This window comes from Arsukibacterium sp. UBA3155 (assembly GCA_002364615.1).
Taxonomy (GTDB): domain Bacteria; phylum Pseudomonadota; class Gammaproteobacteria; order Enterobacterales; family Alteromonadaceae; genus Alishewanella.
Genome location: DEYP01000019.1, coordinates 226,601 through 246,641, shown reverse-complemented (window position 1 = coordinate 246,641; position 20,041 = coordinate 226,601). Strand labels below are relative to the sequence as shown.

General features: G+C 49.2%; 17 protein-coding genes. 9 read left to right on the top strand and 8 right to left on the bottom strand.

The features are described 5' to 3' along the window. The first annotated feature begins 4 nt into the window (after positions 1-4). The 3 genes from B2X65_RS09490 (at position 5) to argA (ending at position 3,316) form a co-directional block, all read left to right on the top strand. Positions 5-619, top strand: coding sequence for a DUF1190 domain-containing protein (locus B2X65_RS09490; protein WP_290612230.1), 615 nt, complete (start codon positions 5-7; stop codon positions 617-619). 5 nt (positions 620-624) lie between these two features. Beyond that, complete coding sequence (locus B2X65_RS09485) at positions 625-1,773, top strand: glutathionylspermidine synthase family protein (protein ID WP_290612229.1); 1,149 nt, start codon at positions 625-627, stop codon at positions 1,771-1,773. A 223-nt stretch (positions 1,774-1,996) separates the two neighbouring features. After that, positions 1,997-3,316 (top strand): amino-acid N-acetyltransferase, encoded by a 1,320-nt coding sequence (argA, locus tag B2X65_RS09480; protein ID WP_290612227.1) that lies wholly within the window; start codon positions 1,997-1,999, stop codon positions 3,314-3,316. Between the two features lie 4 nt (positions 3,317-3,320). Here argA and B2X65_RS09475 read toward each other — a convergent pair whose 3' ends face one another. From B2X65_RS09475 to B2X65_RS09465, 3 genes are all read right to left on the bottom strand, one after another. Further along, positions 3,321-4,385: a glycerol-3-phosphate dehydrogenase/oxidase gene (locus B2X65_RS09475; protein ID WP_290612226.1), complete on the bottom strand. Its 1,065-nt coding sequence runs from the start codon at positions 4,383-4,385 to the stop codon at positions 3,321-3,323. A gap of 44 nt (positions 4,386-4,429) precedes the next feature. Beyond that, the gene (gene proB, locus B2X65_RS09470; protein ID WP_290612224.1) at positions 4,430-5,536 is read right to left on the bottom strand and encodes a glutamate 5-kinase; all 1,107 of its coding nucleotides are present in this window, start codon (positions 5,534-5,536) and stop codon (positions 4,430-4,432) included. Between the two features lie 63 nt (positions 5,537-5,599). Continuing rightward, on the bottom strand, positions 5,600-6,112 hold the full coding sequence (locus B2X65_RS09465) for a DUF4124 domain-containing protein (RefSeq protein ID WP_290612295.1): 513 nt from the start codon (positions 6,110-6,112) through the stop codon (positions 5,600-5,602). A 225-nt stretch (positions 6,113-6,337) separates the two neighbouring features. Between B2X65_RS09465 and B2X65_RS09460 the strand changes: the two genes are divergently transcribed. Next, the gene (locus B2X65_RS09460) at positions 6,338-6,970 is read left to right on the top strand and encodes an OmpA family protein (protein ID WP_290612222.1); all 633 of its coding nucleotides are present in this window, start codon (positions 6,338-6,340) and stop codon (positions 6,968-6,970) included. Between the two features lie 88 nt (positions 6,971-7,058). On the opposite strand, the gene B2X65_RS09455 is transcribed toward B2X65_RS09460, so the two are convergent. The 3 genes from B2X65_RS09455 to speE all read right to left on the bottom strand — a co-directional run bounded on the left by B2X65_RS09455 (position 7,059) and on the right by speE (position 11,304). Next, positions 7,059-9,644, bottom strand: coding sequence for a TonB-dependent receptor (locus tag B2X65_RS09455; protein ID WP_290612221.1), 2,586 nt, complete (start codon positions 9,642-9,644; stop codon positions 7,059-7,061). Between the two features lie 222 nt (positions 9,645-9,866). Next, positions 9,867-10,316 (bottom strand): DUF4124 domain-containing protein, encoded by a 450-nt coding sequence (locus B2X65_RS09450; protein WP_290612219.1) that lies wholly within the window; start codon positions 10,314-10,316, stop codon positions 9,867-9,869. A 124-nt stretch (positions 10,317-10,440) separates the two neighbouring features. Then, positions 10,441-11,304, bottom strand: a complete 864-nt coding sequence (gene speE / locus B2X65_RS09445; protein ID WP_290612217.1) for a polyamine aminopropyltransferase — start codon at positions 11,302-11,304, stop codon at positions 10,441-10,443. A gap of 135 nt (positions 11,305-11,439) precedes the next feature. Between speE and speA the strand changes: the two genes are divergently transcribed. The 3 genes from speA (at position 11,440) to B2X65_RS09430 (ending at position 15,300) form a co-directional block, all read left to right on the top strand. Further along, entirely contained in the window at positions 11,440-13,326 is a 1,887-nt protein-coding gene (gene speA / locus B2X65_RS09440; RefSeq protein ID WP_290612215.1) for a biosynthetic arginine decarboxylase, read from the top strand. 148 nt (positions 13,327-13,474) lie between these two features. Further along, positions 13,475-14,368: an acyltransferase gene (locus B2X65_RS09435; protein WP_290612213.1), complete on the top strand. Its 894-nt coding sequence runs from the start codon at positions 13,475-13,477 to the stop codon at positions 14,366-14,368. Next, positions 14,368-15,300: an acyltransferase gene (locus B2X65_RS09430; protein ID WP_290612212.1), complete on the top strand. Its 933-nt coding sequence runs from the start codon at positions 14,368-14,370 to the stop codon at positions 15,298-15,300. The genes B2X65_RS09435 and B2X65_RS09430 overlap by 1 nt, the downstream gene beginning before the upstream one ends. A 33-nt stretch (positions 15,301-15,333) precedes the next feature. Here the strand turns inward: B2X65_RS09430 and B2X65_RS09425 are convergent, their stop codons facing one another. Continuing rightward, a complete protein-coding gene (locus B2X65_RS09425) occupies positions 15,334-16,539 on the bottom strand; it encodes a methyltransferase (RefSeq protein WP_290612211.1) in 1,206 nt (401 codons plus the stop codon). Next, a complete protein-coding gene (locus tag B2X65_RS09420) occupies positions 16,539-17,384 on the bottom strand; it encodes a tetratricopeptide repeat protein (protein WP_290612210.1) in 846 nt (281 codons plus the stop codon). Before B2X65_RS09420 ends, B2X65_RS09425 begins: the two co-directional genes overlap by 1 nt. A gap of 302 nt (positions 17,385-17,686) precedes the next feature. Between B2X65_RS09420 and B2X65_RS09415 the strand changes: the two genes are divergently transcribed. Together B2X65_RS09415 and ilvN are read left to right on the top strand one after the other, a co-directional pair. Further along, positions 17,687-19,426 (top strand): acetolactate synthase 3 large subunit, encoded by a 1,740-nt coding sequence (locus B2X65_RS09415; protein WP_290612208.1) that lies wholly within the window; start codon positions 17,687-17,689, stop codon positions 19,424-19,426. A 1-nt stretch (position 19,427) separates the two neighbouring features. Continuing rightward, positions 19,428-19,919 (top strand): acetolactate synthase small subunit, encoded by a 492-nt coding sequence (gene ilvN, locus B2X65_RS09410; protein ID WP_290612207.1) that lies wholly within the window; start codon positions 19,428-19,430, stop codon positions 19,917-19,919. The last annotated feature ends 122 nt before the right edge of the window (positions 19,920-20,041 follow it).

The window sequence follows — 20,041 nt, the reverse complement described above, 5'->3', positions numbered from 1 at the left end:
GCCGATGAAATTACCCCCAAGCAAACGCAGCCATAAAGCTGCCCTGATTTTTATGCTGCCAGCCGCTGGTCTGGTTTTGAACGGCTGTGCTGAAAAAGAAGTAACCGCTCAGGTATTCAGTACCCCTGATGAGTGCGCTGCATTTTATAATCCGCCGGCCCAGTGTCAGGCAGCCTTTGCTGAAGCGGAACAATTACACCCGAAAGTGGCCCCACGCTACGCCAATAAGCAGGAATGTGAAGCCGATTTTGGTGCTGGCCAATGTGAAACCGCGCCGGAGCAACACCAGCAGGGCAGTTTTTTTATGCCAATGATGATGGGCTTTATGGCCGGTCAAATGCTAAACCGTGGTGGCTTAGCCGCGGGCAGTGGCCAGGTCACCAGCCAGCAAACCACTGGCTCAACCGGCCGTAACACCGTGCCAACCCAACCATTGTATAAGTCGCGCGACGACCGCAATACCTTTCGTACTGCAACCAATACTGCCGTAGCAAGCCAGCCCGGCACGACCAATATCCGGCCCTCGGCCGTGCAGCCAAAGCCTGCTGCCTTAGCAAGACGAGGCGGCTTTGGTGCCCAGGCAGCGCAGCGTAGCGCTAATCGCAGCTACGGAGGCTGAATTAAGTGAAACGACACAGTATTGCGCCCCGTCCTGGCTGGCAAGACTTTGCCAGCAGCGTGGGCTTTGAATTTCATACCATCGACAATGAACAATACTGGGACGAAAGCGCCTACTACCAGTTTAGCTTGCAGCAAATTGAGCAGGATTTAGAAGCACCGACCGAAGAACTGCACCAGATGGCCCTGGATTTGGTGCCGGATATTCTGGCCGATGAGCAATTACTAAAGCAACTCGCTATTCCAGAGCGGTTCTGGGATTTTATTGCCACGAGCTGGCGCAGTGGCGAGCCACATTTGTACGGTCGGATGGACTTTAGTTATCAGGGTACTGGCCCGGCTAAACTGCTGGAACTGAACTACGACACCCCCACCTCGTTATTTGAAACCGGGTTTTTCCAGTGGGTCTGGCTGGAAGATCAACTGATGCAGGGCCAGTTGCCGCAGGGAAGCGATCAGTTTAACTCGGTACAGGACAAGCTGGAGCAGGCTTTCGCCCAGCTACCATTGGCTCAGCCGTTTTATTTTAGCAGCGTTACCGAAAGCATCGAAGACAAAGGCACTGTCGACTATCTGATGGACATTGCGCTACAGGCAGGCCTCGATTGCCGCTATATTCAGCTGGAACAACTGGGCGATATGGACGGCCAACTGGTCGATCTCGATGGCTATCCGGTAAATGGCCTGTTCAAGCTGTACCCGTGGGAATTTATGCTGCAGGAAGATTTTGCCAGCACCATTTTAACCAGCAAAACCCAATGGCTGGAACCCAGCTGGAAGCTGTTGTTATCTAACAAAGGAATTTTGCCGCTGCTGTGGAAAAAATATCAGGGCCACCCTAATTTATTGCCCGCTTTTTTTGCCGATAACCGCGAGATAGAACCCGGTTGGGTGAAAAAGCCATTGTTCTCGCGGGAAGGCGCCAATATTGAGCTGGTGACTGCCAGCGGCCAGCGCATAAAAGAAGACGGCCCTTACACCGACAACGGCTATATTCGCCAGGCCCTGGCGCCACTGCCAAAGTTTGGCGACAGCTACACCTTAATTGGCAGCTGGGTGGTCGGCGATAGCGCCGCCGGTATTTGTATTCGCGAAGATAACAGCTTAATCACTAAAGACAGCTCGCGTTTTTTGCCGCATATTATCCTCGGTTAATTGCCATCTGAAAAAAGGGGTCAGAAAAAAAGAAAAAAAGGGTCAGAGTGATTTTCAGGAAACGCAGCCCAAAATAAGAATAGATATGCTAAAAATGTAGATAATAATACAAAATACGCCTAAAATGCTGATTTTACTGCCGCTAAATTTGGCTTTTTGTCAGCTTACTGCCATCTTTATAACCTATACAGTTAATTCTTAAGCAAAAGGAAGTCCCTTACCCGTGCGCACTACTGAACTTGTCTCCGGTTTTCGCCAGTCTGCCCCCTATGTTAACGCTCACCGTGGTAAAACCTTTGTGGTGATGCTGGGCGGCGAAGCCATTACCCAACCTGGTTTTCGTAGCATTATCAATGATGTTGCCCTGCTTAACAGCCTGGGTATAAAAATTGTGCTGGTGTATGGCGCCAGGCCGCAAATTAATCAGGCATTGGGCCAAGCCGGCCTGGAGCCGACCTACCACAACCGGGTACGGGTAACCGATGATGACTCATTTAAGCTGATTAAACAGGTTGCCGGCGCACTGCAGCTGGATATTACCGCCCGCTTGTCGATGAGTTTAAGTAATACCCCTATGCAGGGCGCGCAGATAAACGTGATAAGCGGTAACTTTGTTATTGCCCAGCCGTTGGGCGTTGATGAAGGCATTGACTATTACCACAGTGGCAAAGTGCGGCGGATTGACGTAGCCGGTATCAGACGTCAGCTGGAGCATAATGGCATAGTGTTAATGGGGCCGATAGCGGCTTCAGTTACCGGGGAAAGCTTTAACTTAACTGCCGAAGATATTGCCACGCAGGTGGCTATAAAATTAAAAGCCGACAAAATGATTGGTTTTAGCGAAGTTGGTGGCATAACCGAGCCAGATGGTGACATTATTGCCGAATTAATGCCAAATGAGGCTGAAAATATATTAGAGGAACTGGCTGAAAACAACTCAGCCTGTCCGGGCACCCTGGCTTTTTTGCATGCGGCCATCACCGCCACCCGCGGCGGCGTGCCGCGCTGCCATTTGGTCAGCTACGATGAAGATGGTGCGCTACTGCAGGAATTATTCTCCCGCGATGGTATCGGTACCCAGATTGTTACCGAGTCCGCAGAGAAGCTACGCCGGGCAACTATCCGGGACATTGGCGGTATTTTAGATTTAATCAGGCCGCTGGAGCAACAAGGGCTGCTGGTACGCCGTTCCCGCGAGCAGCTGGAAATGGAAATTGACTACTTTACCCTGATAGAACGCGATGGTCTGGTGATCGGCTGCGCCGCGTTATATCCGTTCATTGATGAAAATGTCGGTGAGTTTGCCTGCCTGGCGGTACACCCCGATTACCGCGACGCCGACCGGGGCTATTTGCTGTTAAAGCATATTATTCAGCAGGCACGGCAGCGACGCTATGACAAAGTATTTGCCCTGACGACCCGCAGCATTCACTGGTTTTTAGAGCAAGGCTTTGAGCTGGTCACGGTAGACGATTTACCCAGCCAGAAAAAGCAATTGTATAATTATCAGCGCCGCTCAAAAATCCTGGCGCTGACCCTGTAAAGCCCTACGGCTTAATCTGCATTGCCACTGACTTACCTAGCGCCCGGGCGGTAGTCCACTTACCGCCCGATACGGTTAGCAGTTGTCCCTGCCAGCTAAGCTGATACTCACGACTGGCGTTGCTGGCATTCGCACTGCCGCCAAGCAATGGCCTTACGCCGGCAAAATTGGCCAGTACATTGGTGTGCGTGGCTTTAGGCTGAAAATAATGGTTATACACGTTTAACAGATAGTCGCGCTCGGCTTCAGAGCAGGTAATAGGATCAGTCAGTTGCTGCCGCACCTCGGTTGTACCCAGCAACGTATTGCCTTGATAGGGCAACACAAATACGATACGTGTTTCGCCGGGCACCTCCAGCATATGACCATAGCGACTGATTGCCGGCAACAGTAAATGACTGCCGCGCACTAAATCCAGCGGCTGCTGAGCTAAACCTGACTGCTTTAACAGCTGCTGACTCCAGGGGCCCGCAACATTAATTACCCGGTCAAATTGTTGCCAGCCGCTGTGCAGCAAAACCCTGCCATCGGTATCAACCTGCAGCACCTCGGCATGTTCGCATATTTGCACCCCGGCTTTGGTACATTGCGCAGCCATCCACAGCCCCAGTTTCTGATCGTCCATCTGGCCATCAAAAAACAGATAAGCGCCTTTTAGTCCATCGGCGTTTAAATGTGCAGAGCAACGTAAGGCCTGCGATGCCGTTAACCAGCGGTGACGACCAATGCCTTTGCGTCCGGCAAAGGTATCATATAGCCATAAGCCTATTTTCAGTTGCCAGCGGGCCCGGCGCGAATCATCATAGATAGGATAAAGAATAGGCAGGCGCCGGGTAAGCTGCGGTGCTTTTTTCAGCCACCAGCGTCGCTCCTGCAGCGCTTCTCTTACCAGGCGGAACTCGCCCTGCTCCAGATAGCGTAGCCCACCGTGCAGTAATTTAGACGATGCACTGCTGGTTGCCGCCATGAGTGTGTCGCGTTCAAACAAGGTTACCTGATGGCCGGCCAGTGCCATTTGCCAGGCACTGGATAAACCATTAATGCCCCCTCCTACAATCGCCAGCTTCATTAGCGTTCCTTTTATCCGGGTAAAGTGAATCAGCAAGCACCTGATTAGTTTAGCAGCACTAAATCATTGCGGTGTATGACCTCTTCACTGGGACAATATCCTAGCACCGGGGCAATCTGGCCACTGTGCAGCCCCAGTATTTTAGTCAGTTCGTACGAATTATACTGACTGATCCCCTTTGCCAGCTCCTGTTGCTCTGGGCCTATGATCAGTACCGCATCACCTTTTTCAAAGCTGCCGGAGCAACTGACAATACCACTGGCCAGCAGCGAGGCACCTTTTTGCTGCAATGCGGCGCAGGCGCCGGCATCAACGTGCACCGCCCCGTGCTGTTTCAAACTATTTAACAGCCAGTGTTTTTTGGCGCTAAGCCGCTCCTGTTGCCGGATAAAGCGGGTACCCGTTGGCTCGCCGTTAAGAAGCCGGGTAAAACTGCTGGCATCCTGACCGTTAATTATCAGGGTATCTATTCCGGCTTTGGTGGCTTTATCCGCCGCTTGAATCTTGGTATGCATACCTCCGGTGCCAATGGCATGATGACTACCACCCGCCATGGCATAAATATCTTTAGTAATTTGTGTCACTTCAGCGATATGGCTCGCGTCTGATACCAACCTGGGGTTAGCCGTATACAAACCATCAATATCAGAGCAGATCAGCAGTGCATCAGCATCCACCACGATGGCCACCAATGCCGCCAGATTATCGTTGTCGCCCACTTTTAATTCAGCGGTGGCCACAGAGTCATTTTCATTGACAATGGGTAACACCTGATTGGCCAGCAGGGTACGCAGTGTATTGTCAATATTCAGGTAACGGCGGCGGTCTTGCAGATCATCATGGGTTAGCAGTATCTGGGCACAGTCAAAGTCAAATAGCTGGCTCCAGCTGGCCATCATCCGGCTTTGGCCAACTGCAGCCATGGCTTGTTTAATATTAATTGGCAGAGGGTGTTGCTTGGCTACAATGGCATTGCGCCCGGCAGCAACACTGCCGGAGGAGACCAGTACCACTTCGATATCAGCCAGACGGCACCGTGCAATAAAATGCGCGATACTTAACAGATAGCGGGTGGAACACCCCTGGGCAGAGGGTGCAATTAACGCACTGCCTACTTTGATAACAATACGACGCCAGGACGCAAAAGCCATAACAACCTCCCGCTTAACTCTGGCAGCAGCTTACGATTTAGGCGTCTACATGTCTATTGTTATTTAATTACGTGCGACCGCAACATTACATTCACCCGCCGTCAGGTGGGTAAAATTGCCATACGCCGCAATAATAAGCTCTTGTTCCGTATGGTGACGCACGCGCCAACTTACCTGACCGCTGCCAAAAGCAGGGTGATCAATCACAAAATTACCCGTTTGCTGGCGGATATTATAATTGAAGGTATCCTGTCGCTGTCCTTGCTGAATATGCTGGGTCATCTGATGCTTAGCAAATATCCAGGTTTTACTCATTGTCTCATCCCGGTAAACGGTGCCGTCCAGTACCTCAGAGGTACCCAACTCACACCAGCTCCCTTCCAGCAAAGGTATTTGCTCACTCGCTTCCTGTTCACCGAACAGCATATCAATCTGGGCCTGATCACCGGAAATACAAGCTGCCCCCTGAAAGACTACGCTGCCATCGGCTGCCGTGCACTTATACACATTGGCATGCGCGACCTGGCCTACCCCTAAAACAAAAAACAAACAAAAACAACGAATTATTATTATCATCACAGTTTATCCTGACTGTTTATTACCCTGGCAGCCATTCTTGCTAGCCAAAAAACTTAGCTACCATACCCAAAAACCAGGCGAAAGGGAATTCCATTTACATAAAATCTACATCGGGTCTTGAATCAATTAGTAATCAGGCCAATACATTTAAGTGAATAATTAAGTTCAGCAGCAATTCAGAGAACAGTGTTAAGCTCAATTCATTAATCTAAGGAGCCCAATATGAAATTTACGTCTTTTGCCGTTACAACCCTGGTTGCCAGCCTGACATTAGCCGGCTGCGCTAATCAGTCTAATGCTACCAAAGGCGCCGCTATTGGCGCTGTTGCGGGTGCTATTGCGGGCAAAGCTACCGGCAACCATAAAGATAAACGCCTGGTCATTGGTGCTGCCGTAGGTGCCCTGGCAGGTGCCGCCGTTGGTAGTTATATGGATAAACAAGAAAAAGCCATGCGGGAAGAGCTTAGCGGCTCAGGGGTAAAAGTTATCCGCGATGGCGACATTTTAAAGTTAGACATTCCAGCTCAGCTTACTTTTGATATTAACCGCTCAGATATCAAATCGAATTTGTATCCGGTGTTTAATGATATTGCAAAAGTACTGCGTGATTACGAAAAAACCATGTTGGTGATTGCCGGCCATACTGATGATACCGGCCCGTATCAGTACAATATGAATTTATCGATGGCCCGTGCTGATGCCGTTAAGAATTATTTAATGGCGCAGAATGTGCAGTCAGTCAGGTTGGAAACTCAGGGTTATGGCCCGAACTATCCGGCCGTGCCGAACACATCGGATGCGAATCGCACACAAAACCGTCGGGTAGAGATCCATATCGAACCTATCGTTGAATAAACGGCAAAGGCTCGGTTCGAGCACAGCATTGAATACGACTTAATAAAAAACAGCGCCATCAGGCGCTGTTTTTTATTGGTCACCTCGATTAAAACCGGTAACTGACTTTGCCGTACACAAATTGGCCACGGGGATTGTGAACCCGCGAGGCATAACCGTACAGGTCGGCATCACCATCACCTATCGCAAATGGCGGATCTTCATCCAGTGCGTTATTCATCCCCAGCACCAGTTGCGTTTTGTCGTTCAGATTATAACGAAGCTGCACATCCAATAGCATTTGCGCACTAATTGAACGGGTTGACGTGCTTTCAACTTCACTTGGCGCCGCATAATCTTCAAACTCACCAATGTAACTCAGGCTGGTAACCACGCCCCAGTCACCGTGGCTCCAGTCAGCCGCTGCCAACCAGCGGTGTTGCGGATAGTTATACTCGCCGGCATAGTCGATACCGTTTTTCTCGAACTTATTGATATACGACCAATCCAGATTAAAGCGAACTTGTCCCATATCCTGTAACGCTAAACGGTAAGAAGTAGACAGATCTAAGCCTGTAGCCTCCTGTGAGCTGACATTGACATAGCTGTTAAATAAGCGGGATAATTCACCCAGAGTTTGCCCTGGCAAAGGATCTAAGCGAACACAAATAGTGCTGCTCTGATTATTACATTCGGCGTTGTACACATTTTCAAAATCGTTTTTATCGATTTTATTATCCTGCGTAATACTCCAGACATCCGCGGTGACATCAAATTCATCATTTATCTGCCAGACAAAGCCAAGATTAAATGTTTCAGATTCTTCTGGCTGCAAGCCTTCAGCACCAACAAAGACGATGGTGTAGTCGGTTGCTGCACAAGCTGGATTGCTGGGGTCAATAGTGGGGCAACGAAAGGTGTCAGTAAAAAATACCGATTCCTGTGACGGCCCCAGACCAATTTGCGCCAGTGAAGGTGCCCGGAAGCCCTGTCCAAATGAGGCCCGCAGGGTAAAGTTGTCCAGCGGGCGCCACTTCATACTTAATTGCGGATTAGTGGTAGAACCAAAGTCGCTGTAGTGGTCATAACGGCCAGCTACCGTAAATTCAAGCTCATCTGATACCGGTACCAGTAACTCAATATACGCCGCATACTGATCGCGCTGTGCCTGAGCCGAAACAGACTCAGTGCCAAAGATTAAACCACGCTGGAATTGGTCATCCGGCTGATCAAAAGCATCTTCTTCACGATACTCCAGCCCCGCCGCCATGGAGACCATCTGATCTCCGAGGGCAAAGGCTTCACCACTGATACTGGCATCGTATGCCGTAATATGTGACTCACCACGGCGCACTAACGATGTAGTAATCGCATCGATTACTTCTGGCGAATTTATAGTGCCGCCAAATGGATTATAGTTACCCAGGTTAATCTGCTCTTGCAGAAAATCAGTGCGTACCCAGCCCTGTTGCTTGCTGCCGGTTTGCATTGACTCGCTTCGTCCTTTCTGGGCAGCGATATCCCAATCCCAGTTATTTAGCTGGCCGCGCAAACCCACCACCAGGCGCAATGAATCAGATTCGATATCCCAGGTCCGTGGTCCGGCATCTACCGTCCGAAAACGGTTAATCGCGATATCTTCGTCAAATGGGTTATCTGGATGAGAAGCAGGAACCGTTAATCCGGCATCGCCATCCAGTGGCGTTGCCGCACCCGCTGCCTGTGAACGGTTGTGCTGTACCGCTAATTCAACATAGCCTTCCAAATCAGAGCTAAGACGCTGACTTCCCTGGAAAATTGCTCCCACCCGCTCTGCCGCAGGAACTACCATACCAAAAGGACCATAATCGAACACACACGTTTGACCGAATGCTCTCTCTGTCGGGCAATCCGGATCGATACGGGTTTCACCATTTACAATAAAATTACCCGGAAAACCACGTGATGAACGGAAATCATTGCCGCCGTAAGGCGCCTGGTTAGCCGTGCCAAAACGGCCCATCTCGGCACCGGTAATAACGGTATTTTTAAAATAATCCAGAATTAATGTGGCATTGGCATCATCTGACTCGGTGCCCCATACCAGGCTTGCTGAGGTTTCATCATACGAAGGCCCGGTGGTGCCACCATGGCTGACACTAAGTTCTGCACCGTCAAAGTCTTTACGTAAAATAATATTGACCACGCCGGCAACCGCATCGGATCCATAAACTGCCGATGCACCATCTTTTAATATTTCAACCCGCTCTATTGCAGCAACGGGAATAGAATTAATATCGACAAAAGAGTTGGCAATATTTTCAGCAAAAGCACTGACCGCAACCCGCCGGCCATTGATCAGCACCAGGGTGGCGTCGGAGCCGAACCCCCTTAAACTGATCGCCGCGCCACCATTTGCGGTGGAATCCTGGTTATTGCCGCGAGTAGAAAAAGTACCTGTACCAGCAACCGGCGTTCTTTCTAACAGTTGCTGTAAGTTTGAAAAGCCCGATTTAGCAATTTCGTCACGGCTGATAACGTCTATTGGTGCTGCGCCTTCCAAGTCATTGCGTTTAATCCGTGAGCCGGTAACTTCAATTCTCTCAACCAGAGGCGCTACTGTTTGCGCAGTGCCCTGTTGGCCGAAACTGGCGGCGCTAAAACCGGTGGAACTTACTGCCAGCGCACAAAGTGAATATTTAAATAACGTATTCATATGCTTCCTTTATTATTTGTGTTGGTACTGCCGCTCAGACAGCCACAAATGTGTAGCATACAATTGCCAATATTCACATTGCCATTACAAATTATTACAAATGATATTTTCAAGCGAATTTCTAACTGGAGTTTATTGCTGGATGAATGGTCTTAAAAAAAAGAGATTAAACGCAAAAGCCCGCTGGTTAGCGGGCTTATAATAATTGAGGTTCTGCTTTACTTACTGATTTTGGGCGTATTGCCGTTCAAGCGACACTGCCTGCGCTTGCAAACCTCTTAAGGTAGCACGCTCTGTACTGATCCGCTCGGCAAAGCGTTGTTCGGTGCGCTCGATTTTCTGAGCGATTGCCGCCACTTCTTCTGCCCGCGGGAAACTGCGCCTTAACTTGTATTGCTCGGCTTTAAGTTCTTCCAGTAAAAGTGTTTTTTCTTGCTCAAGCTTCGCTATCTGAAACTCGACAAACCGGCTTTTACGCTTCACAGCATCAACCTGCTGCTTAAACTCACCGGGTGTACCTGACAAGGCCGTACCAACCGGCCGCATATCTACTGCTTCAGCATCCTTGGCACATGGAAACTGGCTAAATTCAACCACGCCATTCGTTTCACATTTATACACCGTCGCCTGCGCTGAAAACGCCCCTAAAAACAATAACGACAAGTATCTCATATTACTTCACCCTTTTTATGAGCAATAAATGTACAAAATGCTTGCCAATTTAGCAAGCTTTCTTTGAAATTTATTTCAGGCTAGCCGCTGGCCTGAACCTGCCCGGGCGGTTACATAAACGGCGTTAGCTGGCTTGCAAGGCTTTTCTCATAAAGTTTGGCAGGGCACTGGCTGCTTTGTGAATATCAACATTATAATATTCTGTCGTAAACGCTGCCTGCTGTGCATCCGCCTCTCGAAAACCATTGAATGCCGCGCCTTTACGCGCCAGGGTGCAGGTCCACCAACCGGAAGGATATACCATCTGTGGGAAATTGAGAGTTTGCAGCGCGGCAAAACCGGCATCGCTCATCGCCTGACGCATTGCTGATAGCAACGGCATATGGATTAATGGCGATTCACTTTGCTGCACCAAAATACCGCCTGGGCGCAGGGCTTGCAGACAACTGGCGTAAAAGGCCCGGTTAAATAACCCTTCGCCCGGACCAATCGGGTCGGTCGAGTCAACAATAATTACATCTACCGATTCTGCTGCTGCATCACGCATAAACTGAATACCATCAGCAAACTGCAAAATGGCACGGGGGTCATTATTTGATGCGCATAACTCCGGGAAATACTTTTCGGCCATCCGGGTCACTTGCTCATCGATATCAATTTGCGTAACCGTCTCTACCCCCGGGTGTTTTAGTACTTCGCGCAAGGTGCCACAATCGCCACCGCCGATAATCACTACATTCTTCGGGTTGGGGTGGGTAAATAACACAGGATGACTGAGCATTTCGTGATACAAAAAGTTATCACGGCTACTGAGCATGATCACGTCATCAATAACCATCAAATTACCGAAATGGCTGGTTTCATACATCGCAATTTTCTGAAATGGCGACTGTACTTCATCCAGTTTTTTGGTAATGGCCAGGCCAAATACGCTACCACTGTCGGCAAATACTTCAGTTAACCACTTTTTGTCATCAAATACTGACATCTTTTTTCCCCTTGTACGTATAGGCCGCATATTTTGCCTGTATGGGCGGCAACAAACAAATTTTTATCGTTTTTTGCTGCAGTGCAACGGCATAGGCTTTACACTATCTGACAGAGAAATATTTAAGGAATCGTAATGGCTGATTGGGGTATTGAAAAAGCACGTTCAATTTATAACGTTGCCGTATGGAGTGAAGGCTATTTTGATGTTGATCAGAAAGGTAATTTAATTGCCTATCCGGATCAGGATCACAGCAAAGCAGGGATCAGCTTTCCGGAGCTGACTAACCGCTTTAAAGAAGAAGGCCTTACTCTGCCGGTGCTGGTGCGCTTTACCGATATATTGCAGCACCGGGTTGATACCCTGATTACCTCATTTAAGAATGCCAAAGCCGAGAAAGAATATAAGGGCCAGTACACCGCTGTTTATCCGATTAAAGTGAACCAGCAGTTTTCTGTGGTTAAACGCTTAATCAGCCACGAAAGTGGCAAAGTAGGCCTGGAAGCAGGCAGTAAGCCCGAGCTGATGGCCATTTTAGGCGTGACCGAAAAACCGCTGCAGATTGTCTGCAACGGCTATAAAGACAGCGAGTTTTTAAGGCTGGCGACCATTGGCCAGATGATGGGCCACACCGTTTATGTGGTGGTAGAAAAACTGTCTGAGCTAAAAACCCTGCTACGCGAAATTGATAATTTAGGTGCAGCACCCCGTATTGGCATCCGGATCCGTTTAAACTCAGTGGGTAAGGGTAAATGGCAAAATACCGGTGGTGAAAAAGGCAAGTTTGGTTTAACCGCCACTCAGGTATTGCAGGCCATTGAGGTGCTGCGTGCTGCCGGTAAGCTCGATTTATTACAATTAGTGCATTTTCATATCGGTTCGCAAATTGCTAATATTCGCGATATTCATAATGCTATTCGTGAATGCGCCCGGCATTACGCCGAACTGCGCACCCTGGGTGTGCCCATTACCACCGTTGATGTCGGCGGTGGCTTAGGCGTAGATTACGAAGGCTCGAAATCACGCTCCGCCTGTTCGATGAACTACACCATGATGGAATATGCCCGCAACGTGGTTAACGGTTTAAAAGAAGTGTGTGACGAGTACGACCTGCCGCACCCGAACATTATTACCGAGTCCGGCCGGGCAATGACGGCGCACCATGCGGTGCTGGTAACCGATGCGATTGATATTGAACGGGCACCTGGCTTGGTCAATTTGCCGGAGCCCAGTGACGACGCGCCAACGGTTATTTTAGGGTTATGGGAAGCCTACCAGAATGTGACACCGCGCTCGGCCATTGAGGCTTATCATGATGCTATTCATTACTTTACTGATGCCCACGCCCAGTATGTGCACGGTTTACTGACCCTGCAAGATTGGTCATTGCTGGAACAAATTTATTTTGCCACCATTAATAAAGTACGGGCTAACTTAGACTTATCGGCGCGCTCGCATCGGGCTATTCATGACGAACTGAATGAAAAACTGGCCGATAAATTATTCGTTAATTTCTCTTTGTTTCAGTCGATGCCCGATGCCTGGGGTATTGATCAGTTGTTCCCGGTCATGCCGCTGGAGCGCATGCTGGAACCGCTGGACCACCGGGCGATTATTCAGGATATTACCTGCGACTCTGATGGCCAGTTAAAAAGCTATGCCGACGGCAATGGCATCGAGTCCAGCCTGCCGCTGCCGGTATATAAAGAAGATGAACAGTATTTACTGGGCATGTTTATGGTAGGCGCCTATCAGGAAATCCTTGGTGATTTGCATAACCTGTTTGGTGACACCGACTCGGTACATGTGGAACTGACGGACGATGGCGGTTACAAACTGACCAATATTATAAAAGGCGACACGGTTGCAGACGTGCTGCGTTATGTGCAGTTTGACGCCACTAAACTACTGACCTCCTATAGCAATCAATTGGCTAAGCTGGACATGAGTAACGATCAGAAAGAGGCATTGCTGGATGAATTGAAATCCGGTGTTTATGGTTATACCTATTTCGAAGATTAAGTTAGAATAGCAACTGATCGGACAAGTACAGAGCAGCCCAGAGCTGCTCTGTTTGTCTTAGGCTTATTTTATGTTGCCAGCCACGGCAGCACGCTACCCAAACAACTTGAAGATGCAGGTAGGACGGGTATAAATAATCAGGTGCGCTATGTTTTCTTTTCTACCCAAGCCCGTTGTTGGCGTGATATCGGTATTACTGTATTTCTTTAACACCTTATTCTGGTTTGTACCGGTAACGCTGCTGGCCATATTGAAATTGCCCCCTATTACGCGCTGGCAAAGCTGGATGACTTATCTGCTGGATGCCTGTGCTGTGGCATGGATCAGTGTTAACAACTTTACCACCCGTTTATTTACCCGCATTCGCTGGAATGTGCAGGGGCTGGAACAATTGTCCCGCAAAGACTGGTATCTGCTGCTGGCAAACCATCAGTCGTGGGCTGATATTCTGGTGTTACAGAATATTTTTAACCGCAAAATTCCCTTTATAAAATTCTTTCTTAAAAAAGAACTGATTTATGTGCCGCTGCTGGGCATTTGTTGGTGGGCGCTCGATTTTCCGTTTATGAAACGTTACAGCAAGCACTTTTTGCAGAAAAATCCGCAGTTGCAGGGTAAAGACATCGAAACTACCCGCAAAGCCTGTCTTAAATTTCAATTTAAACCTACGACCGTTATGAATTTTGTAGAAGGCACCCGCTTTACCAAAGCTAAGCATGACATGCAGCAATCACCCTTTAGCCATTTGTTAAAACCCAAAGCCGGTGGTGTGGCATTTGTGCTCGGTGCCATGGGTAATCAGCTGCACAAAATGCTCAATGTCACTATTTATTACCCGCAAGGGATCCCCAGTTTCTGGGATTATATTTCGGGTAAGGTTCGTGATATAACAGTCAACATTAACGTGCTACCGATCAGCAGTGATTTGATTGGCGACTACAACGACCCTAACTACCGCGAGCACTTTCAGCAATGGGTAAACCAGCTATGGCAACAGAAAGATCGGGAGTTGGCCGCATTGGCAGAAAAAGGAGTTAGCTGATGTTAAGTTTTTTACCGGGTTGGTTATTGTTACCGATCAGTTTCAGCTGTTTTGCGCTAAACCTGGCGTTCTGGGGTATCGTGGTTACTCCACTGGGTATCCTGAAACTGTTGTTGCCATTTAAAGCTATGCACCGATTGCTGGCGATGGCTGGCCGTGGCTGCTTTCGTGGCTGGACCATGGTAAACACCGGCCTTATTAACCTATTCAATGATGTTGACTGGCAAATCAGTGGCCAGCAGGCACTGGATCGGGAAAGTTGGTATTTGCTGATCAGCAACCATAAAAGTTGGCTGGATATTCCGGTGGTCAGCGGTTTTGCCCATAAGCTTATTCCCGAGCCTAAATTCTTTTTAAAAGATCAGTTAAAGTGGATACCTTTTTTAGGAACTGGCTGCTGGGCGCTGGATATGCCCTATATGAAACGCTACAGTGCAGCCACGCTGGCAAAACAGCCCCACCTGAAAGGCAAAGATATTGAAACGACGCGTAAATCCTGTGCCAAGTTTTTAACCGTGCCAACTACCATTATTAATTTTGTCGAAGGCAGTCGTTGTACCGAGCAAAAACGTCTGGCTAAACGCAGCCCGTTTCAATACTTATTGCCCCCAAAAGCCGGTGGCATTGCTTTTACCCTTGCCAGCATGGGCGAGCAGTTTAATGCGATTTTAGATGTCACGTTAATTTACCCGGATAATCAGCAACATGTAGCACTGGATATGTTAATGGGTCGCCTAAAACGTATCGTTATTCAGGCTGACGTGCTGGCAGTAGACGAGCAGGTTATTGGTGACTACTTTAATGATACTGCTTTTCGGGAGCGCTTCCAGCTCTGGTTAAATCAGCGCTGGCTGATCAAAGATAAGAAAATACAGGCGTTTTATCAGCAGGAAAAACAAAGTAGTGCCGCTGGCGTGTTGCTGTCATCCTAAGTGCCGGCCTTTTATGCGAGAACGCAGCCGGCATTAGTTCTGACGCACAGCCTGTAGTAGCAGGTTGCGCGGGGTTACCTGATAATCACAAAACGCGTTTAACTGCACCTGATAGCCGTGTTGCTGCAGGTATAACGCGCGATCCAGCACCAGCCAACGCTCAAGCGGCCTGCGAAACAGATGCCGCACCAACTCAATCCGTGTTACCAGCGCAGCATGCTCAGCCCCCATTGTTAAATAGTGTTGCCAGTCAGGCGCTGCTGGCAGGGTAAGTTGATGTTGATCTGCGGCCCAACGGGCAAAATCGGCGAAATCACCGCTAAACCAATGCTTACCAACCGACGATAATGGCTGGTAGTTATTGTCACCGGTCAGCGCGGCGCGCAGTGCCTGATAAGCCAGTCGCCACTTTACTTCGGTATGGCGCAACTTTTCAATCCGGACACCGGCCGTTACCTGGCCCTGCACCGCCAGTTTTAAATCGTGATGGCTAAGTGCCAAATCAGCTTGCTGCGCCAAAGCAGATAATGGTTGATATTGCTCATCCGGAATTAAATGATAACAACAGGGCACCAGATGCAACTGCTGGCAACCTTTGCTGACAGCCTGGCGTAGTAGTTCAATATGTAATTGGCCACAGGCATGCAGTGCCACTACCTGTTGCTGTGGTGCCAATACCGCGCTGCCTTGTGGCGTAAGCACATCGGCATGAACAAAGCGTTGTGGGATATTAAACTGACTGGCCAGGGCGCTGCCATCGGCACAAAGCTGCTGTTGCCACTCAACACTGGTTACCGGCCGCTGAAACTGCCAGGCCAGCAGGCGGCCTAAATGGCCTTTGCCAGCGCACCATTCGAGCAGTGGCAAATCGCTTTGCGGTATCTGGCTGGAAAAAGCGGTAATTTGAGCCATTTTGCGCCCGCCAATGCCGTTGGTCAGCCAGAAGGGCACCGGTTTTAATTCGTGCGCTATTAAGGTGCTTTCAGGGGCGTTTAAATGGTATTTCAGTTGAAACAGGTCGCAAAACAGCTCGCCAAGATGCTGTTGCTGCAAGGCCGGGTCCTGATCAATACAGGCTAAATCCCGCTCTGGCAGGGCCAGCAGTTTTTCTGCTAACGCCGGATTATCCCAGGGTAACTGCTGGCAGGCAAAAGGTACCAGCTGCCAGTACTGCCGGTTTTGCTGAAGCACCGCACTGCATGCGGCAAAAGCCTGCTGCAGCGTCCCGGAATTCGTCACTAGTACAGCAAACTGTATAATTTGCGCCGGTAGTGGCTGGCAACGGTATCGCCTTTAGGCAGGGCGGCCAGAATATCCAGAAACAGTTTTTTACTGTCACCGTAGTTCAGGTCCTGCTGTAAAATCCCCAGCAGCAGTGCCAGCGCTTCTTCACTGCGCTGCGCTGCCTGATACTGTACTGCCAACTTTTCCTTAATGCTGCTGTCATCAGGATTCGCCGCCAGCTGCTGCTCCAGAGCGCGAATTTCCGGGGTGTCGGCCGCTTCCATCGCCAGTTCCAGTTTCGCTACCACCGCTTTGTAAATGCTGTCCTGATCAGCCAGTTTCACCTCAGCCAGCAGGGCTTGCGCCTGTGGCAGCTGACCCAGGCTGACCGCAGTATCAGCCAACCATACTTTTAATTCAGTCCGCTCGGGCGCTAAATCCAGTGCTTGTTTAAATAATGGATAGGCCTCAGCCGGATTTTGCTCAGCCAAAAACTGCTGCGCTTTAGCAATAAGGTCATCTTCAGGCTTGGGTAAATAAGGCTGTAAGCGGGTCATAATCGCTTGTTCGGTCTCAACACCGGCAAAGCCATCTACCGGCCGGCCATCTTTAATCAGCATTACGGTGGGTAAAGACTGTACGCCAAACTGCATGGCTAAGTCCTGCTGCTGATCGCAATCTACCCGGGCCAGCAATAATTGCTTGGGGTACTGTTGGACGATCTTCTTTAAAATAGGAGTTAATTGCTGACAGCCTTCACTGCGTGCTGAGTGAAACTGAAACAGTACCAGTTGCGTGTTCGATTGCTCCAGCACTTCACGGGCATTTTGGAGAGTGACTTCTACAATGGGGCTATGCATAACTGACAGGTCCTGTATTTCGCCATAATGGCCTAACTATGTGGCCGGATGCGCTATTTTACAAGCTCTGAGCACTATGGTGCAAATTCGAAAAAACCATCGACATTGCCACTAACATCCCGTAAATTGTAAGAGCGTTCAGATAATATGACTTCTTAAGAAGCGACAACAAGAACGCCATAGTTAACAACCCGTCCCCGTAGCAAACAGGCAGTACCCATGCGCGTACTGCAGATTATTAAGCCAATGCTGGTTTTCAGCGTTGGCCTTACGCTTTTGCTATAAAACTATGAGACAACACCATGACAAGCCAATCTAAACAAACCGAGATGTTATCGGGTGCCGCCATGGTTATCCGGGCGCTGGCCGATGAAGGAGTAGAGTACCTTTATGGCTATCCGGGTGGCGCTGTGCTGCATATCTACGATGCCTTATTTCAACAAACCAAAGTTAAACATGTATTGGTGCGCCACGAGCAGGCGGCTACCCATATGGCCGATGCCTATGCCAGGGCAAGTGGTAAAGCCGGTGCGGTCCTAGTCACCTCAGGCCCGGGAGCCACCAACGCGGTGACGGGTATTGCTACCGCCTATATGGATTCTATTCCGATGGTGGTGTTAACCGGCCAGGTGATGAGCCACTTAATTGGTGACGATGCGTTTCAGGAAACCGATATGCTGGGTATTTCCCGGCCTATTTGTAAGCACAATATGTCGGTACGCCGGCCAGAAGATATTCCGGCTATTATTAAAAAAGCCTTTTATATTGCCCAAAGTGGCCGGCCTGGTCCGGTGGTAATTGATATCCCAAAAGATATGACCATTCCCAGCCAGACGTTTCCTTATCACTACCCCAGCGAAGTAAAACTGCGCTCGTATCAGCCCAAATTAAAAGGCCACAGTGGCCAGATTAAAAAAGCAGTTACCGCACTGTTGGCGGCTAAAAAGCCGATACTGTATGCCGGTGGTGGGGTAATAATGGGCGGCGCCTCGAATGAACTGACCGAACTGGCACAGCTGCTTAACTTACCGGTAACCAATACATTGATGGGGCTGGGCTGTTACCCGGCCAGCGATATACAATTTATTGGTATGCTGGGCATGCACGGTAGCTATGAAGCTAATCAGACAATGCACCATGCCGATTTAATTCTGGCAGTAGGTGCCAGGTTTGATGATCGGGTAACCAATAACACCAAAAAATTCTGCCCCGATGCCACTATCATTCACATTGATATAGACCCGGCCAGTATCAGTAAAACCATTAATGCGCATATTCCGATCGTCGGTTTGGTGCAACCGGTGCTAAGCGAAATGCTGGCGTTGCTGCATCATAAAAAGAAAAAGCCCGATAGCGCTGCGATGAAAAAATGGTGGCAGCAAATTTATGAGTGGCGCACTGTGCACGGTGGCCGTTACGACAACGCCGCCCCGCAGTTAAAACCGCAGTATGTGATTGAGCAGGTCAGTAAAATTACCAAAGGCGATGCGTTTGTCTGCAGTGATGTAGGACAGCACCAGATGTTTGCCGCGCAATATTATGGCTTTAACAAACCCAACCGCTGGATTAACTCGGGCGGTCTTGGCACCATGGGCTTCGGCCTGCCGGCGGCCATGGGGGTTAAACTGAATTATCCCGATGCTGATGTAGTATGCGTCACCGGCGAGGGCTCTATTCAGATGAATATTCAAGAGCTATCGACCTGCAAACAATATGGCCTGGGGGTAAAAATCATCAACCTGAATAATGGCTATTTAGGCATGGTGAAGCAGTGGCAGGATATGAATTATGAGTCACGTTATGCCAGCTCGTACATGGATTCCCTACCCGACTTTGTCAAACTGGCCGAAGCCTATGGTCATGTTGGCATTCGGGTAACCGAACCTGAGCAGCTTATTCCAGCCCTGGAGCGGGCCTTTGCCCTGAAAGATCAGCTGGTGTTCCTCGATATTCATATCGACCCGAAAGAGCACGTGTATCCGATGCAAATACCCGGTGGCGCCATGAATGAAATGTTTTTAAGCAAAACAGAGAGGACTTAGCATGCGACATATAATTTCTGTGCTGCTGGAAAACGAGTCGGGCGCCTTAGCCCGTTTAGTCGGTTTATTTGCCCAGCGCGGCTACAACATTGATTCGCTTACGGTTGCACCCACTGAAGATGCGACGTTATCGCGTTTAACCCTGGTAACTCATGGTAATGATCAAGTGATTGAGCAAATTACCAAGCAGTTACACAAGCTGATTGAAGTGGTAAAACTGACCGATTTAAATGAGTCGGCGCATCTTGAGCGCGAGCTGATGCTGATCAAGGTAAAAGCCAGCGGCGCGGCGCGCGACGAAGTAAAACGTTGTGCTGATATTTTCCGCGGCCAGATCATTGATGTCACCGCCACAACTTACACCGTGCAGTTAGTGGGAACCAGCGACAAACTGGATGCCTTTATTCAGGCATTAGCCGGCACTACTATTTTAGAAGTGGTGCGCAGTGGCGTATCAGGCATTGCTCGCGGTGAAAAAACTCTGGCGTTGTAAAAACGCAATTAAGGACGAATATCACTGAGTGTTATTGAGGAAGGGCTGGAATACTATGCATTAAGAAACTTAGCCGCTGCGTTTACATCAAAGACCTGCAGTGTTACTTTCGGCTTAAATCC

Excerpts from the sequence above, each read along its gene's own strand:
- proB (WP_290612224.1), bottom strand. The coding sequence starts at position 5,536 with ATGGCTTTTGCGTCCTGGCGTCGTATTGTTATCAAAGTAGGCAGTGCG.
- speA (WP_290612215.1), top strand. The coding sequence starts at position 11,440 with ATGGCTGATTGGGGTATTGAAAAAGCACGTTCAATTTATAACGTTGCC.
- B2X65_RS09490 (WP_290612230.1), top strand. The coding sequence starts at position 5 with ATGAAATTACCCCCAAGCAAACGCAGCCATAAAGCTGCCCTGATTTTT.
- B2X65_RS09475 (WP_290612226.1), bottom strand. The coding sequence starts at position 4,385 with ATGAAGCTGGCGATTGTAGGAGGGGGCATTAATGGTTTATCCAGTGCC.
- speE (WP_290612217.1), bottom strand. The coding sequence starts at position 11,304 with ATGTCAGTATTTGATGACAAAAAGTGGTTAACTGAAGTATTTGCCGAC.
- ilvN (WP_290612207.1), top strand. The coding sequence starts at position 19,428 with ATGCGACATATAATTTCTGTGCTGCTGGAAAACGAGTCGGGCGCCTTA.
- B2X65_RS09415 (WP_290612208.1), top strand. The coding sequence starts at position 17,687 with ATGACAAGCCAATCTAAACAAACCGAGATGTTATCGGGTGCCGCCATG.
- B2X65_RS09450 (WP_290612219.1), bottom strand. The coding sequence starts at position 10,316 with ATGAGATACTTGTCGTTATTGTTTTTAGGGGCGTTTTCAGCGCAGGCG.
- B2X65_RS09420 (WP_290612210.1), bottom strand. The coding sequence starts at position 17,384 with ATGCATAGCCCCATTGTAGAAGTCACTCTCCAAAATGCCCGTGAAGTG.
- B2X65_RS09430 (WP_290612212.1), top strand. The coding sequence starts at position 14,368 with ATGTTAAGTTTTTTACCGGGTTGGTTATTGTTACCGATCAGTTTCAGC.
- B2X65_RS09465 (WP_290612295.1), bottom strand. The coding sequence starts at position 6,112 with ATGATAATAATAATTCGTTGTTTTTGTTTGTTTTTTGTTTTAGGGGTA.
- B2X65_RS09455 (WP_290612221.1), bottom strand. The coding sequence starts at position 9,644 with ATGAATACGTTATTTAAATATTCACTTTGTGCGCTGGCAGTAAGTTCC.
- B2X65_RS09460 (WP_290612222.1), top strand. The coding sequence starts at position 6,338 with ATGAAATTTACGTCTTTTGCCGTTACAACCCTGGTTGCCAGCCTGACA.
- B2X65_RS09435 (WP_290612213.1), top strand. The coding sequence starts at position 13,475 with ATGTTTTCTTTTCTACCCAAGCCCGTTGTTGGCGTGATATCGGTATTA.